This window comes from Lentzea californiensis (genome assembly GCF_024648825.1).
GTDB classification, from domain to species: Bacteria; Actinomycetota; Actinomycetes; order Mycobacteriales; family Pseudonocardiaceae; genus Lentzea; species Lentzea californiensis.
Window position 1 is genome coordinate 1,025,164 of sequence record NZ_JANBBE010000001.1, and the last position, 15,133, is coordinate 1,040,296.

General features: G+C 70.2%; 12 protein-coding genes. 4 read left to right on the forward strand and 8 right to left on the reverse strand.

Features of this window, described 5'->3' with window-relative positions:
* Nucleotides 1-5: 5 nt before the first annotated feature.
* Both LX88_RS44175 and LX88_RS05440 read left to right on the forward strand, forming a co-directional pair.
* Nucleotides 6-1,229: a hypothetical protein gene (locus tag LX88_RS44175; protein ID WP_258946701.1), complete on the forward strand. Its 1,224-nt coding sequence runs from the start codon at nucleotides 6-8 to the stop codon at nucleotides 1,227-1,229.
* Nucleotides 1,226-2,497, forward strand: a complete 1,272-nt coding sequence (locus tag LX88_RS05440; RefSeq protein WP_258946702.1) for a glycosyltransferase family 2 protein — start codon at nucleotides 1,226-1,228, stop codon at nucleotides 2,495-2,497. Before LX88_RS44175 ends, LX88_RS05440 begins: the two co-directional genes overlap by 4 nt.
* Here the strand turns inward: LX88_RS05440 and LX88_RS05445 are convergent.
* The 6 genes from LX88_RS05445 to LX88_RS05470 form a co-directional block, all read right to left on the reverse strand.
* The gene (locus tag LX88_RS05445) at nucleotides 2,494-5,895 is read right to left on the reverse strand and encodes a glycosyltransferase (protein ID WP_258946703.1); all 3,402 of its coding nucleotides are present in this window, start codon (nucleotides 5,893-5,895) and stop codon (nucleotides 2,494-2,496) included. The genes LX88_RS05440 and LX88_RS05445 overlap by 4 nt on opposite strands.
* Nucleotide 5,896: 1 nt before the next feature.
* Nucleotides 5,897-7,021 (reverse strand): hypothetical protein, encoded by a 1,125-nt coding sequence (locus LX88_RS05450; RefSeq protein ID WP_258946704.1) that lies wholly within the window; start codon nucleotides 7,019-7,021, stop codon nucleotides 5,897-5,899.
* 69 nt (nucleotides 7,022-7,090) lie between these two features.
* Nucleotides 7,091-9,451, reverse strand: coding sequence for a glycosyltransferase family 4 protein (locus tag LX88_RS05455; RefSeq protein WP_258946705.1), 2,361 nt, complete (start codon nucleotides 9,449-9,451; stop codon nucleotides 7,091-7,093).
* Nucleotides 9,452-9,463: 12 nt separating this feature from the next.
* Nucleotides 9,464-10,549 carry an acyltransferase family protein gene (locus tag LX88_RS05460; RefSeq protein ID WP_258946706.1) on the reverse strand — a complete coding sequence of 362 codons (1,086 nt, stop codon included), beginning with the start codon at nucleotides 10,547-10,549 and terminating at the stop codon, nucleotides 9,464-9,466.
* Nucleotides 10,546-11,598 carry a hypothetical protein gene (locus LX88_RS05465; RefSeq protein ID WP_258946707.1) on the reverse strand — a complete coding sequence of 351 codons (1,053 nt, stop codon included), beginning with the start codon at nucleotides 11,596-11,598 and terminating at the stop codon, nucleotides 10,546-10,548. Before LX88_RS05465 ends, LX88_RS05460 begins: the two co-directional genes overlap by 4 nt.
* Nucleotides 11,595-12,224 (reverse strand): hypothetical protein, encoded by a 630-nt coding sequence (locus LX88_RS05470; RefSeq protein ID WP_258946708.1) that lies wholly within the window; start codon nucleotides 12,222-12,224, stop codon nucleotides 11,595-11,597. The genes LX88_RS05465 and LX88_RS05470 overlap by 4 nt, the downstream gene beginning before the upstream one ends.
* 122 nt (nucleotides 12,225-12,346) lie before the next feature.
* Between LX88_RS05470 and msrA the strand changes: the two genes are divergently transcribed.
* On the forward strand, nucleotides 12,347-13,015 hold the full coding sequence (gene msrA / locus LX88_RS05475) for a peptide-methionine (S)-S-oxide reductase MsrA (protein ID WP_258946709.1): 669 nt from the start codon (nucleotides 12,347-12,349) through the stop codon (nucleotides 13,013-13,015).
* 97 nt (nucleotides 13,016-13,112) lie between these two features.
* Nucleotides 13,113-13,205: an LPXTG cell wall anchor domain-containing protein gene (locus tag LX88_RS05480; protein WP_258946710.1), complete on the forward strand. Its 93-nt coding sequence runs from the start codon at nucleotides 13,113-13,115 to the stop codon at nucleotides 13,203-13,205.
* A 464-nt stretch (nucleotides 13,206-13,669) separates the two neighbouring features.
* Here the strand turns inward: LX88_RS05480 and LX88_RS05485 are convergent, their stop codons facing one another.
* Together LX88_RS05485 and LX88_RS05490 are read right to left on the reverse strand one after the other, a co-directional pair.
* Nucleotides 13,670-14,026 (reverse strand): septal ring lytic transglycosylase RlpA family protein, encoded by a 357-nt coding sequence (locus tag LX88_RS05485; RefSeq protein WP_258946711.1) that lies wholly within the window; start codon nucleotides 14,024-14,026, stop codon nucleotides 13,670-13,672.
* Between the two features lie 45 nt (nucleotides 14,027-14,071).
* Nucleotides 14,072-15,121: a contact-dependent growth inhibition system immunity protein gene (locus LX88_RS05490; protein ID WP_258946712.1), complete on the reverse strand. Its 1,050-nt coding sequence runs from the start codon at nucleotides 15,119-15,121 to the stop codon at nucleotides 14,072-14,074.
* Between the last annotated feature and the right edge of the window lie 12 nt (nucleotides 15,122-15,133).

Here is a 15,133-nt window from a genome sequence, read left to right on the forward strand (position 1 = left end):
GGACGGTGCGTGGAGAAACCGCCGTCGGGGGAGCACTCGGCCTGCTGTGCAGCACCGAGCTGGACGGGCTCGGCGACCAGTTGCCCGTGCGCCTCCTCGAACGGGAACTGCGTGACCGGCTGGGTGACTGGCGCATCACCGCGCTCGCGCGGCGGGAGCACTCGCATCGCGCCGACGGCGGGCTGGGGGCGACACCGATCAGCTCGGTCGGCCCCGACGACTTCCACCTGATCGTCGTGTCGCTGTCCGAGCCGCTCGCGATCACCGAACTGCCCGGCCGCGCGGTCGGGGTCGCGGTCAGGTCGGGCGGCAGGACCGGCATCGAGGTGCTCTCGACGCGGGACGAGGGTCCCGACGTGGTGCCTAACCTCGGCGTCCTCGCCGACCGGCTGGTCGAACCGGAGGTCCTCACCGCTCGCGTGCAGCACCTCCGGCAGCTCGGCAGGCTGCCAGAGCACCAGTACCTGGTCCTGCACGTCACCGCGACCACGCCGCTCGCCCGGCTCAGGCCCGCTGTCGCCAAGGCCGCCGAACTGCTGGCCATCGACCACGTCGTGGTGCTGCCGACCGGCGTCCAACCCGAGGACTCCGGCTGGCCGACGATGCCGCACGACGCCGTCGTGGAAGACCGGCTCGCCGTGATCGCGAACGCCGCCGCGGTCGTGGCCTGCGACGAACACGTCGCGGCGGCCGCGCAAGCGTTTGGCCGGACGTGGGTGCTGTTCGACCCGAAAGGCGCCGACCGGCAGGCCGTCGAGCAGTTCGGCAGCCCCGAGCAGGTCGTCACCGCCCCGAGCAGGCTGGTCACGGCCATGCGGCGGGCGCTCGAGGTCGAGCGGTCCGCCAAGGCCGTCCGGCTGCTGGACGAGCACCTCAACGCCGTTGCCCGGCTGGCGGAGGAGGCTTTCGTCAAGACCGGCGCCGTCGAGCCGCGCATCGCGTTGCTCGCCGCGGAGAACCGGGCGCTGCGCAGGGCGCACCGGCAGCTGCACGCGCGGCTGATCGCCGAACGGGAGGCGGTCGTCGAGCACATGCTCAGCCGCAGCGGCGACGTCGGGCCCGACCTGGCGACGGAGCGGCGGTTGCACGCCGATCTGGCCGTGCGGCACCGCGACGTGCTCGCCACGCTGGCCGCCGAACGGGCCGAGCTGGCGGCGATGCGCTCCACCAAGCTCTACCGGTGGTCACGGCTGCCGCGCGTCGTTTACGGAAAGCTGCGCGGCCGGTGAACCCCCGCGTCACGTTCGTCCTGGTCACCTACGGCGGCGGGCCGATGGCCGCGCGCTGCCTGGAGGTCCTCGCCGAGCACACCGACGAGCCCTACGAGGTCGTGGTCGTCGACAGCGCGTCGCCCGACGGCACCGGGCAGTGGCTCCAGGAGAACCTCGACACGGCGACCGTGGTCCGGCTCAGCCAGAACCTCGGGTTCGGTGCCGGGTGCAACGTCGGCGTCGAACACGCGGGCACCGAGTTCGTCTGCTTCCTCAACGCCGACGTCGAGGTGACCGAGGGCTGGCTGCCCCCGCTGCTCGAGTTCCTCGACGGCAAGCCCGAGGCAGCCGCGGTCGCACCGCTGATGGTCTTCCCGGACGGACGGGTGCAGGAGGCGGGCAGTCTCCTCGGCGGTGACGCGTACAGCAGGGGCTGGGGCGACGGGCAGTACGACGTCGACTCGTTCTACCCCCGCGTCGTCGACTACGCCTCCGCCGCGTGCCTGGTGATGCGGCGCAAGGCGTTCTACGAGGTCGGCGGGTTCTCGCCGGAGTACCACATCGCCTACTACGAGGACACCGACCTGCAGTTCATGTTGCGCCGGCACGGCTGGCAGGTGTGGGTCCAGCCCGCGTCACGGGTGCTGCACGTCCGGCACGGCACGAGCTCGACGGCCACCGCCGAACGCCTCTCCGACATCAACCGCGAGGTGTTCCGCCGGCGTCACTCCGACGACCTGGCGACCCGCCCGCCGGCGCTGGGCATCCACGAACACACCCACCGGCTCTGGTGGCTGCGCGACCGCCCCGCGACCGCGCGGATCCTGGTGGTCGCCGGTGAGGACGAGCTCGACGCGGCCCTGCTCACCGAACTCAGGGACCGCGACCCCGAGGCCGCCGTCACGTTGTTCGTGCCGGAGGAACCCGAGCACGACTGGCGTCCGGCGGGGATCGAGGTCGTGTCCGATGCCGAACCTGAGCCGTGGAGCCGTGAACGCGTCGGCCTCTACGACGTCGTCATCGCGCTCGGCCCCGGCACGGTCGCGGCGGAGATCACCGAGTGGCAGCCGCAGGCCGTCCGCGTGCTGCGCCTGGACGTCCTGCCGCACGTCGCCTGGGAGAAGAAGTACGCACGCGACCGCAAGCGCGAGGACGCGATCCGGGCCGGTGTCGAACGTGCGCGGCTCGCCGGCGCCGAGGAGTGGGCGCAGACCGTCATGCGCGCGGACGCCGTGCTGGACGACGTGCTCGTCGACTGCGGTCTGGCGCCTGCGAAAACCCGTTAGCGCTGGGCGCGCCGCAACAACGCGGCCGCGAGCAGCCTCCGTTCGGCACCAGCCGTGTCCGGGCGGTCGCCTTCGAGCGCGAGGCGCACCAACGGCCACAGCCGGCGTTCGGCCGTGGTCAGCCGCGAGATGTGCTGGACCGCTTCCGGCGACATGAGGTCGTGGTTGCGCATCAGCAGCACCGTCGCGAACTGCGCGATCCGACGGGTCTCGTGCTCGACGATGTGGTCGAGCTCGGGCTGCTTCTGCGCCAACGAGTTCTGGTCGAGGCCGAGCGCGTACCTGGCCAGGCCCTTGAGCCCCGGCAGGCCGTCGGCGAGGCGGGGCACCTGCCAGCCGGTGACGTTCGCACCGTGCTGGCGGTAGGAGTGCAGCGCCCGGTCGACGAACGCGATCCGGCCGATCGACAGCGCGCAGGCGGCGAGCCACTGGTCGTGGTACGACGCCGGAGTGCTCGGCGGCAACGGCAACATGCGCTCGGCCAGCACGTCCGCACGCACCATGCTCGCGGCGCCGGTCACCGTGTTGAGCAGCAGCAACTGCTCCAGGTCGGTGTTCTGGCGCGACCTGCCGGTCCACACGCTTTCGGCGATCACCGTGTCGTGGTCGTCGACCAACCGCATGTCGGCGTACGCCAGCTGCACCGACGGGTCGTCGAACTCGGCCAGCAACGTCTCGATCTTGTCGGCGTCCCACAGGTCGTCCTGATCGGACAGCGCGACGAACTCCGCGTCCGCCGGCACGATCTGCAGTGCCCGCTCGAAGTTGCCGTAGAAGCCCGCGTTCCGCTCGTGCTCGACCACGACGAACCTGGGGTCGTCGCCCACCACGTCGTGCAGCGTGGCCCGGCCGGCCTCGTCCGAGTTGTCGTCGCTGATGACGCACACCCAGTTCTGGTGAGTCTGCGCGCGGATCGTGTCGAGCTGGGCGGCGAAGTGGTGCCGCGGCGGGTTGTAGGTGGCGAGGCAGATCGCGACCTTCGGCCCGGTGGCGGGCCAGGCCGTCCCGACGCGCTCGACCGTCGCTCGTGGACGGACGCGCAACGGCGGCAGGTCGCAGCGGAAGAGCGTGCCGTCCGCCAGCGTCACCAGGAGTTCGAGCGCGATGGAACCCGGTGACGTGCGGGCGCGCACGGGTACGCGCAGCCGGATTCCGTTGCCGGGATGGCCGGTCGTGCCGGGGTAGGTCCTGCCGTCGGCGCGGATGGCGACGGCGTGCACCGGCAGGTCCTCGTGCGTGGCCGTGCCTTCCAGTTCGACGACCTGGCCGCGGCCGACCACGACCTCGTCCTCCGGCACCGCGACCTCGTAGCGCATCCGTTCGGCGCGCTGGTGCTTGCTCACCTCGCGGACCCGGCCACCGACCAGCGGTGCGATCGGGCCCAGCCGGCGCAGCACCGCGTCGGTCTCCTCGCCGCCCCTGCCGAGCAGGAGGTCACGCGTGCCGCGCACCGCGCGGGCGGCGGGCCAGACGTAGTCCCGTCCTATGTGGACGATGGACGACGAGTCGAGCTTGTCCAGGCGTGCGCGCAGTTCCGCGTTCTCCTGGGCGAGCCGTTCCGCCAGCGCCGTCTGGTCGTCGAGGCGTGCGTCGGTGTCGGCGAGTTCCATCAACGACTTGCCGACCAGGTCGTCCAGGCGGCCGATCTCCTCGCGCAACGCGGCGGCGGCCGTGTTCGACTGCTCGTGCAGCTTCTCCAGTTCGACGGAGCGTTCGTGCAGCTGCTCGGTCAGCTCCGTCGCCTGTGCGCGCAGGTGCGTCATCGAGGCCGCGGCGTCCTGCAGCTCGGTGAGTGCGGGCCCCTCCCAGAGCCTCGGCCTGCCGGGCACGTCGAGCTCGCTGCGCAACGCGGCGAGCACCTCGTCCGCCGGCGTGCCGCTGACCAGTTCCTGCAGCGTCGCCTCGGCCTGGAGCAGGTCGTCCCACCTCGGTGCGGGCAATGAGGCGAGCGCGGTCAACTCCTCGGTGAGCTCCCGGATCGACCACTGCGCGGGCCACGGGTGCGCGGCGGCGCTGCGGTGGACCTCGCGGGCGAACTCCAGCAGCGCCCGCACGAGCGCCAGCTCGGCGTCCACCCCGGACTCGGTCTGCCACTCGAGGTCGATCCGGTGGTACGTGCCGTGGTCGGCGACGATGAAGTTACCTGGGTGCACGTCGAGGCAGTCCGAAGGCAGCACCGCGACACCCTCGCGGCCGGGCAGGAACGGGTGGCGCACGTCCGCGTCGGTGACCGGCCGCGCGTCCGCCGTGCAGTACCGGCGCCAGCGCTCCAGGTGACCGCGCAGTCCGGTGAGGTCGTTGTCCGCCAAGGCGTCGAGCAGCAGGCTGTCCAGGGCGACGCCCGGCAACACCGGATCGCGCTCGACGAGCACCTGACGCAGCCATCCCGCCGCGCTCTCGCGGCCGTCGGCCATCACCAGGTCGAGATCGCGGGTGAGCGTCCGCGAACGGCGCCACCGCGGCAACCTGCCGTTGTTGACCATCCAGGCGAGGCCCGGACGCATGGTCCGGTCGACGGACTCCCGCGAGCGCGCCGCGATCACGAGGAACGAGGGCGAGACCGCCATGCCGAACCCGTCGGCGACGGCCAGGCGGTGCGGCAGTCGTCCGGCGACCGCGCCGACGGTGCCGCCGAACGCGCCCTGCAGCGGGTCGCGCACGAGCTTGTCGATCAGTTCGGGCGCGTCGGGACGGTCGTGCAGCGACGCGTCCACGACGATCCGCGGGATCTTGTAGTCCGGGTACGGCGCCAGCCAGCGCTGTGCTGTGAAGCCGGCGGCGGTGAGCAGTTCGCCGAGCCGCTGCCTGTTCCACGTCCGTGCACCGGAACCCGGATAGCCGGCCGGGCCGACCCACGACTTCCCGCGGTGGTCCTCCGCCCGGCCGAGCAGGTATCCGAGCCCGAGCTGGTTCTCGATCGCCAGCACCAGTGCGCCGTCGGCGTCCAGCGCCTCGGCCACGTCACCCAGCAGCTGCTCGGGGTCGCAGTACTCCAGCACTCCGCAGACCATCGCGACGTCGAACGTCCCGTGCTTGCTCAGCTCTACGGCAGGACTGTCGACGATCCGCACACCCGGCAGGTCCCGGCATCGTTCTCGGGCCGCGGCCGCGCGCAACGGCACGCCCTCGACACCGACGACCTCCGCACCCGCCTCGCCCATGGCGCGGCTCAGGACGCCACTTCCGCAGCCGACGTCGAGCACGCGTTGCCCCGGCCGGATGTCCAGGGGTGCGAGCAGCCCGAGTCGCTGCGGTGAGAAGTGGTAGGTGAGCTCCCACGAACCACCCAGGTCCGTGGCGAGCTCAGCCGAACCGGCGCTGACGTCCGCCGCCGCGCGGAGCCGTTCGAGAACGGCGTCCTCGGCGCCGTCCGCGTAGTCGACGACGTCGTTGCTCATGTCAGGCGATCGGGAACTTCTTCGACACCGCGAAGCCGTAGTCCTGGAACTTCTTGATCAGGTCGGCGTCGGAGTCGGCGATGGGTTCCTGGACCGTCGTCACACGCACGACCTGCTTGCCCGTCGCGTAGACGACCTGGTAGGTGCCGTTCTGCGTCTTCTTGATCAGCTGCAGGACCGTGGACTTCGCCGGCAGCCTGCCGCGCGCGCCCTCGACCAGACCACTCTTCTCCGCCGCGTCGACGAGATCGGTGGCGAGCTTGGTCGCCTTCTCGGCCGAGTCGGTCTCGAACACCTCGGCGTGGTAGGTGAACGCGTCCTGCTTGCTGCCCTTGAAAGCGATCTTCTGCACGCCCGCGGTGGTGAGCGCGACGGCGTCGTCCGCGGTGAGGAAGCCGGCCGTGACGAGCTTGTCCGCCGTCGCCTCGCCGTTGTTCGGGTCCGCCGTGCCCGGTGCGTCGGGCAGCAGCTCGAGCGCGGTCTTGGGCTTGGTGGTCGTGGACGTCGTCGACGTCGCAGCGGGCGTCGTCGGATCACCGCCGCCGGAGCCGCTCCGCAGTCCGAACCACCAGACCGCACCACCGATCAGCGCGATCACCAGCACCACGCCGATGATGGCGAACACCTTCTTGCCCTTGCCCGGCGAGCTCTCGTCGAAGACCTCGGGGCCGGAGCGCGCCCAGCTGTCGTTCGACTGGGTCAGCCACGGCGGTGCCTGGTCGCTGCCGGCCTGCCACGGCGGCCCGGGCTGCTGGAAACCGTGAGCGGGAGAGGGAGGGCCGTAGTTCGGCTGGCCCATGCCGGCGCTCGGCACGGCCTGCGTGCGGTCGGCGTCGGGGGGCCGCGGCGTCACGACCTGCGTGGCGTCGGGGTTCGGCTTCGGCTGCTCACCACCACCGACCGGGGCGATGTACTGGGTCGCCTGGGAGCCGGTCGAAGGCCCCGCCGGCGGCGGCTGGGCCTGCCAGCGCTGTCCTGGCGCCTGCTGACCGCCCGCGTTGCTGGAGGACAGCACCTGGTCGCGGCGAACCCGGTAGTCGTCAGCCGAGATCCGGCCGCTCGCAAGCTCGTCGTCCAGCTTGCGCAGTTCGTCCTGCCAGTTCACGCTGACAGCCCCTTTCTCCATGTCCGAACCCGGCCATTGTGCATGTCCCGCCTGAGAGCTGACCGGCCAACCGCCAAGTCGTGATCCGGCCTACCGGACCTTTGGTCCGGATGACCTATACCGCTCGACCTGACTGACCACCCGCAGTATCGCCTTGCGCAGAACCGGCGTCACACCTGGCGCCGGTTCCGGTTCGACAACGACGGGCGGGGCCGGGTGGGAGCGCTTCCGCCAGGCCTGCAACGCGTCCCCGACCTGGTCCTCGATCCATTTCGCTGCTGCTTCGGTGCTGCGCGTGCGATGCAGGTGCTCCCGCGCGGCCAGTCCTCGTTCGGCGGCTCGTGCCGGATCGTCCGCGACCTCGCGCATGGCCTGTGCGGCCGCGTCGAGATCCGGTTCGGCCCAGCGCGCGCCAGGCGGATACGGCGCGGCGTCCGGTCCGACCTCAACGATCTCGTACGGCACCGGCCAGCAGTTCACCGGGTCCAGGAACTCGGCCGTGCCGGAGTAGTCGGTGCTGATCACCGGGATGCCCATGGACATCGCCTCGGCGACCGTGAAGCCGAAGCCCTCCGAGCGGTGCAGCGACACGTAGCAGTCGCTGCTCTCGTACAGCTCGTGCAGCTCCTCGACGGACAGGTACCTCTCGATCAACGTGACCCGGTCGTCCCCGGCGACCGCGGCACGCAGTCGCTCCGCGGCCGGGACGTGCTGCTTGCCGTTGATCACCTTCAGCACCAGCTCGACGTCGTCGCGTCCCGGGAACGCGCGCCGGAACGCCTCGATGGTGCCGAGCGGGTTCTTCCGCCTGAACACGCTGTTGAAGTCCATCGCGAAGAGGAACCTGGTGCGGCCGCCGGGCTTCCTCGAGATGGCCTCCCTCTCCGCGATCGGAATGGGGAACACCTTCACCGGCTTGTCGGTGTGCGCGGCGATCGCCTCGCGGCAGAACTCGCTGATGGTCCAGATCTCGTCGAGGCAGCCGTACTCGTGCATCGCCTCGGGGAACTCGTCCAGCTCCCACGACCACACACCGATCTTGTGCCGTCCCTCGGCGACCTCGGGGTGCCTGCTGATCACCGCACGGGTGAGGTCCGCGTTCACGCACAGCACGCTCACCGGGAAGCGCGGTGTGCCGACGTCGGCCGGTTCGGCGATGCCGAGCTCGTTCACGATCAGCTCGTCCTCGACGACCGACGCCGTCGGCAGCCCCGCGGCGTCGAGCGCGTCGTGCAGCGCCCGGCCGAGCTCGCCGACGCCGAGCACGGCGGTGAGGTGGCCGAGCAGGTTGACGCCGAGCTCGTCGCAGGCCGGAGCCACCGGTGGGGGCGGCGTGGGGATCGCCCAGGAGGGCATGACCTTCTCCGGCACGCCGAAGACGCGCAGCCACTCGAGGAAGCCGGGATGCGCCGGGTTGTTCTCGTAGTACACGCGCAGATCCGGGCGGTTGTCCCAGACGGCGGCGGCCCAGCGGTTCAGCGCGCCCGCCTGCCGTGCGGTGAGCCAGTCACGGAAGTCCTTGCCGCTGAACGCGTGCGGGACCGCATCCCCGTTCGTCACGGCCTGCCGGTACATCCCCCGCACGAGCGGCGTGATCGGCGTCCCATCGGTGAGCTCGCTCAACCATGACGCAGGCACGTCCTCGGGGACGATGTAACCGCTGTCCAGCAACGCTTCCGCGTACGCGGTGGTCACCGCGCGGAGGTCCGGCCTGGCGGAGAGCAACGTGAGCGGCTTGTCGGCGAGGTGCGTGCTGAGCAGCCAGGGCCTGGTCGGGTCGAAGCCGACCAGATCGACGACCTGCGTGTGTTCGTCCACCTGACGTTCGAAGGCGTTCCACACACCGATGGTGGTGTGGGTGACGTGGTGCGGATGCTGGCTCACCGCCTGGTCGAACCACGCCTGCTCGGCGAACACGGAACGGTTCGGGTCCACGGTCCGGAACTCGCGCACCGCCGAGACCCAGTGCTGCAGGAAGTCCGCCGCTCCGAGGGACACCACGACGAAACCGGGGTCGAACACACCGGTGCCGATCAGCCGGTACTCGTCCGACTTCGCGTTCTCGATCGGGCGCAGGGAGTGCGGCGCGACCACGAGGGCGTGGTCGCCGCTCAGCACGTCGTGCATCGGCGCGAGGACGTAGCTCGACGCCGTCAGGTGGACGGCGACCTCGGCCTCGACGAGCAGGTGCCCGAGCAGGAACGGTTTCACCGCTTCGGCGAGTTGCTCCGGCGGGTAGGCCGTGGCGAGCCCGAGGAAGTCGTCGTGGGTCAGGCCGAGGCTGTCCGGCCCGAGGAACGTGATGCCGTTCTGGGTTCGTGTGCCAGGTTCCGCGTCCAGCACCGCGACGACGAACCGGCCACCCCGGTGGTGAGCGAGGTACGAGCGGGCGAGCACCGTCGCGGCGGGCAGACCGCTCTCCGTCGTGATCGTGCAGGCGACGGTGTTCATGATCCTCAGTTCTCAGATCGGCGATGGGACTGCAACGGGTTTGGCGGTGCGGCGCTTCTCGCGGCGCCGGTACCACTGGGCGATCGGCTCCTCGACCAACCGGTGCAGCAGCTCGGAGGCCACGGCCACGGCGATCAGCGCCACGGCGACCGAGATCCAGTATCCGGTGTGCGGCGTCAGCAAGCGAAGCAAGGGGAAGCCCACCGGGATGTGCACGAGGTAGATCGCGTACGTGCGCTTGGCCACCTCGCCGACCCATTTCGCCCGGACGAGCGCGCCGTTCGCGCGAGTCGCGAGCAGCAGGACCAGGAAGAGGAACACGAACGTGCGGGGATAGGCCTCACCGAGTGGCCAGCGGTCGCTCGTCAGATCCGCCCTGACGAACAACAGGTACTGGAGCACGCCGAACGCGATGCCCGCGCCGACGGGAATCTTCTTCGAGCGGACCAGTGAGATCAGCTGGCCGATGAACAGCACGGGCAGGAACGTCGTCGCCATCCGCACGAAGCTCAGCGGAGCGGGGCCCTGCGGTGGGGTGACCGAGATCAGCACCGACACCAGCGCCACCGCGATGGCCGGCGGGACCCATGGCCACCGCTTGAGCAGCGGCATCGTGGCGGCGACGAAGAAGTAGAAGACGACCTGTACCGCGAGGGTCCACGTGAGCGCGAGGACGTGCGAGGTCTGCGGCACCGAGTAGTTGACCAGCCCGAGGTTCAGGAAGAGGTCGCCGAGGTCGGGCCGCTGGTTCGCGCTGAGCTGCCTGGCCGACACCAGCACCCACGCGACGGTGATCATCACCCACATCGCCGGCAGCAGTCGCACGGCCCGGCGCAGGAGGAACTGCGCGCTGGTCTCGCGGAACGCGACGTGGGTGACGACGATGCCGCTGATCATCAGGAACACGCCGACGCCGACGAAGGCGAGCTGCTGGTTGAGGTGGAGCGGCCGGATCAGGACCGCGTCGACCACGGTCGCGATCGCGAAGTCCTCGTGGTTCAGCTTCAGCCAGTTCGAGTAGTGGTTGTAGATGACGGCCACCGCCGCGATGACCCGCAGCAGGTCGAGGCCGTACATGTACCGCTTGTTGTCGCTCATGCGCGTAGGCCGTCCGTCAATCGATGGGACAGTGCGGCGGCCACGGCGGTGGCGACGATCGCGGCGGGGAAGGCCACGCCGAGCGGGACCAGGCCGTGCAGCAACGCGAGCACCGGATAACCGGCGACGCCCTGGAGCAGCGCGAGCCAGATCGCGTGGTCGGAGAGCCACCGCACGACCGGGTGCGCCGCGGCCTTGGCGGCGGTCTCACCGCTGAACACGACGGCGACGGTCGTGAGCAGCACGGCGTAGAGCGCCGACACCGGGTACCACCACTTGGCGATCTCCTCGTTCATCGCGCCGAGCAGCAGCAGCGGAGCCGCACCGAGTGCGCCGACCGTTGTCGCCACCCACGTCTTCACGTCTCCGCGCTGGTGCAGCGCGATCAGCTGACCGGCCACCACCAGGGAGAAGAACACCAGCACCGACGCCGCCCGGCTGTCCGGCGCCACGACGACCGTCGCGCAGACCGCGGCGATCTGCACGATCGGCACCGCCACACCGAACCTGTTCGTGGCGGCAGCGGCGAGCGTGCCCGTGAGCAACAGCAGCACGAACCATGCCAGTGGCACGAGCAGCGGCTTACCGGTGACGAGCTGGCTGCCGAGACTGAGGTTGCCGATCACGGCGAGCGGTGACGTGTGGGACGCCGTCGGCCAGTTCCAGATGCCGGCGCCGAGCGTGACGAGCCCGGCGGCGAGCAGCGTGGTCACCCCGGCGGGCAGATAGCCGCTGATGAGCCTGCGCATCAGCCGGCCGCGCTGGAGCTGGGCGAGATAGCCGCCCGCCGTCAGCAAGAGCATGACCGCGAAGACGCCGAAGTCCTCGCCGATGCCGAGCGTCCGGTTGAGGACGAACCGCACGGCGTCGAGGTAGCCGAGCTGCAGCCCGTGCTGGGTGGCCCAGAGTCCGACGAGGAAGCCGTGCAGCACGAGCACGGCCGCAGCGGCGCGCACGAACGTGATGCCGGGCGCGGCGGCGGGGACGGGTGCGAGCCGGACGGTCGGCTCGGAGGACTGCTCGATGACGGTCTGCTCGGTGGCGGTCATGCGGCTGGTCTCTGCGCGGGCGTCCGCTTGACCTGCCGGTCGAGCAGTTCGGTGACCGCCTTGGTGACGGCCGCGGCATCCTTGCCGTAACCCTCGATCCGGAACACGTCCTGCCCGTGGACGTAGTGGCCGTGGTACACCGAAATCCCCTCAGGGCTCGTGGCGAGGCGCAGCGACACGTCCTGGTGCTGGACCTGGACGTCCTTGTGGCCCCCGCGCTTGTACAACCCGTCCATCTCGGCGAACAGTCCGCCCGGTGCCACCCCGTCCTTCACGGTGAACCTCCAGATGCCGAGCGTGGTGCCGCCGTCCCTGGTCACGGTCGAGGAGATCCGTGCGCCGCCCTGCTCTTCGACGATCTTGAGCTCGGCCTCGGTCAGCAACCCGTTCGCGTTGTACCCGGCGAGCTGTCCCTTGCGTTCGAAGACCACGTCACCGGGCGGCTCGACCACCACGTCCTTGATCTCCTGGTACGGCAGTCGCGGGGTCGGATCGGGCAGCGTGACGTTGCTCGCCAGCGCGGGATCCGAGCCGTCCCCCCAGACCACCCACGCCCCGGCACTGACGGCGGCGAGCAACGCCAGCACGGCCGCCACCGGCGCGGCGCGGCGAAAGCGATCGGACATGACGAACTCCCCAGAGCGACGTTCAGAGGATTCTCGCTGATCAACACCGGTTCGAGGGCCTACTTCGGGTGGTTTCATGTGCTAGCTCACACGGTGACCACCTGATCCATACAATGCAGGTCATGGCCCTGTTCGGTCGAGACAAAGCCCGCCGGGTGACTGACGCCGACGCGTTGCCAGGCCGCCCGGACCCGATCTCCCCGCCCGACTTCCACGCGGTGTTCCCGGACCGTCGCGTTGCGCCACCGTTCCCCTCAGGCCACCGCACCGCCGTCTTCGGCCTGGGCTGCTTCTGGGGCGCCGAACGGCTCTTCTGGCAGACACCCGGCGTCTGGTCCACGGCCGTCGGCTACGCGGGTGGCGTCACCCCGAACCCGACCTACGAAGAGGTCTGCTCCGGCCGCACCGGCCACGCCGAGGTCGTCCTGGTCGTCTTCGACCCGGCCGCGCTGCCGTTCCAGGAACTGCTGCGGGTGTTCTGGGAGGGCCACGACCCGACGCAGGGCATGCGGCAGGGCGCCGACGTCGGCACGCAGTACCGGTCGGTGGTCCTGTACGCCGACGAAGGCCAGCGGGTCACCGCCGAGGCTTCCGCGGCCGTGTACCAGCGGGCGTTGAACGAGGCGGGGCGCGGGGCGATCACCACGGAACTGGCGCCGCTGGGGGAGTTCTACTACGCGGAGGACTACCACCAGCAGTACCTGTCCGATGCCAAGAACCCCTTCGGGTACTGCGGGGCGGGCGGCACCGGTGTGTCGTGTCCGGTCGGCCTGAGACTCGCGGAGCAGTGAGCCGCGAGGTCGTCGTGAGCTGAAAGTTACTTGTCTTCCCAGGTCGGTCCACTCAGCGTCCTCGCTGAAACCACGTTCACCGCACGGCGGGGGTTTCGTGCGAGACGTCGGGGGTCTGGGCCTGGTCGGCGCGTTGACGCTGCTCCTCGGTGGCGCGTCGGTGTTCCTCGCGCGACGCAGGACCGCTTAGCCACTAACAGAAGATGAGTCCGCACGGCCTCGTGGTCGTGGTCGTCGTTGTAGTCGTCGGCCGCGGTCGCGGGGTCGTTGTGGTCACTGGCGGCGGTGCCTGAGTCGTGGTGGTCGTGGTCGTGGTCGTGGTGGTCGTCGAAGCCGTCGTCTTGCTGGTGGAGCTCGAAGATGCTGCGGACGATGAGCTGGACAACACTGTCTGTGACGGAATCTCGGATTCCGTGGGGAGCAGCGAAGGCGTGTTGATGAGCGACACGCGGGCCGGTTCGCCGCCTCCCGGAGCTGTCGGATCGCTCGACACGAGCGACCCGACATACGTGCCCAGCACGCAAAACGCGGCGACGACCACGCCGACCAAAGCTCCGGTTGCGAGCCTGGCAGGCCCACTCATCGCCGCGAACACCCGGACTGACTATCTCGTTCACTCGATTGGGTCAAGCAAACCGGTCTTTTTCTACTCGTTCACACCTTTGTCACTGTCACGCCCACTACACCCTGTGACAGCGGGGCGATCGTCTTGAAGGCCTTGGGCGTCAGGTCGACGCAGCGGCCGGTGATGAACGGGCCTCGGTCGTTGATCCGCACGGTCACCGTCTTGCCGTTGGTGCGGTTCTTCACCTTCACCCGAGTGCCGAACGGCAGCGTCTTGTGCGCGGCCGTCAGCTTGTCGGGGTCGAAGCGCTCGCCGCTGGCGGTCGTGCCGCCGCCTGAGTAGTAGGAAGCCTTGCAGGTCTCGGCGGAAGCCACGGGCGAGAAGAGCACAGCGGTGGCGGCGAGAGAGGCCAGCGTGAGGCCGGCCGCCGCGAGGGTCTTTGCCATGGTGCAAGCAACTCATCCGTCGGCAAAGAGCCGCCTAATGCGCGCTTAACCGGGGAACTGCTCGGCCGCGGACACCAGCAGATGCCAGTCGCCGTCCGGCAGGGTGCGCAGTCGATCGAGCAAAGCGGACATCCTGGACAGCAACGCTGGGTGATCGGCCCAGAACGAGTGATCTACTCTCAGTAGAGCGGCGAGCAGGTCGCCGGGGTACAGGGCGACCGACCGCAACGGGTCGCCCTCGACGTGTTCCAGCGCCAGCAGCGCGGTCACGTCCAGCCCCACCTGATGCGTCACGAGCAGGTGCAACGACGTCGGCGTCAGCTGCCCGACGGGCAGATCGCGCAGCGCACACAGGTCCCGGTAGAGCTGGGTCGACGACGAGTCGGGCCTGCCCCAGTCGTCCTCGCTGAGGTGCGCCAGCGTGCTGTCCCGGTCCACGCCCCCATAGTCCCCGCAAAGGCAGTCGCTAGCGGGCCGACCGAGGCAACGGTTCTGCATTGGGCACTGCCATCCCACGCGGACGAGCACCTCGCCCTCGTGCAGCAACGGCTGCGACGCCAGGCCCCACACCGTCGACGCCAGCAGCACGGCGCTGACCGCCTCGCCCTTGCTCAGCGAGTCGGGCCCGAGCATCCGCAGCAGCACCCCGCTGCGCCGCGCCACCAGCTCCAGCTCGCAGTTCTCCGCGCGGGCCGCGTGCAGCAGCCACGTCAGCGCCGAGTCCGGCACCTCGTCGGCGAGGTAGGGGCGCGGATCGTTCCTGCGCAACGAGATCGCCGCCGCGGAGGCCACCTCGCACGAGAACGGGTCCAGCTCCCAGCGCGGGTGCACCGACGCGACCTGGCCGTCCGGCTGCGGAGTCCGCAGCACGTGGCAGTCCCAGCCCATCGCCGACAACGCGACCCGTGTGTGGTGCAGGACCGCGCCACACGCGAGCAACGCCGTCTGGTCCGTGCGCGCCGTCACGAGCTCAAGGCACTCGTTGCCGTTCCGCCACCGCCACGGCGGAACGATGCCGAACGACGGTGCCCTGGCGGCGAGTTTCAGCACTTCCTCGACGGTTCCCGCGTCGGGTGTGCGAACGCTGGTCCTCATCCGGACAGCGTC

Bases quoted from the DNA above. Each gene is read 5' to 3' on its own strand.
- LX88_RS05485 (WP_258946711.1), bottom strand. From the start codon at position 14,026: ATGGCAAAGACCCTCGCGGCGGCCGGCCTCACGCTGGCCTCTCTCGCC.
- LX88_RS05465 (WP_258946707.1), bottom strand. From the start codon at position 11,598: ATGACCGCCACCGAGCAGACCGTCATCGAGCAGTCCTCCGAGCCGACC.
- LX88_RS05470 (WP_258946708.1), bottom strand. From the start codon at position 12,224: ATGTCCGATCGCTTTCGCCGCGCCGCGCCGGTGGCGGCCGTGCTGGCG.
- LX88_RS05490 (WP_258946712.1), bottom strand. From the start codon at position 15,121: ATGAGGACCAGCGTTCGCACACCCGACGCGGGAACCGTCGAGGAAGTG.
- LX88_RS05450 (WP_258946704.1), bottom strand. From the start codon at position 7,021: ATGGAGAAAGGGGCTGTCAGCGTGAACTGGCAGGACGAACTGCGCAAG.
- LX88_RS05445 (WP_258946703.1), bottom strand. From the start codon at position 5,895: ATGAGCAACGACGTCGTCGACTACGCGGACGGCGCCGAGGACGCCGTT.
- LX88_RS05460 (WP_258946706.1), bottom strand. From the start codon at position 10,549: ATGAGCGACAACAAGCGGTACATGTACGGCCTCGACCTGCTGCGGGTC.
- LX88_RS05455 (WP_258946705.1), bottom strand. From the start codon at position 9,451: ATGAACACCGTCGCCTGCACGATCACGACGGAGAGCGGTCTGCCCGCC.
- msrA (WP_258946709.1), top strand. From the start codon at position 12,347: ATGGCCCTGTTCGGTCGAGACAAAGCCCGCCGGGTGACTGACGCCGAC.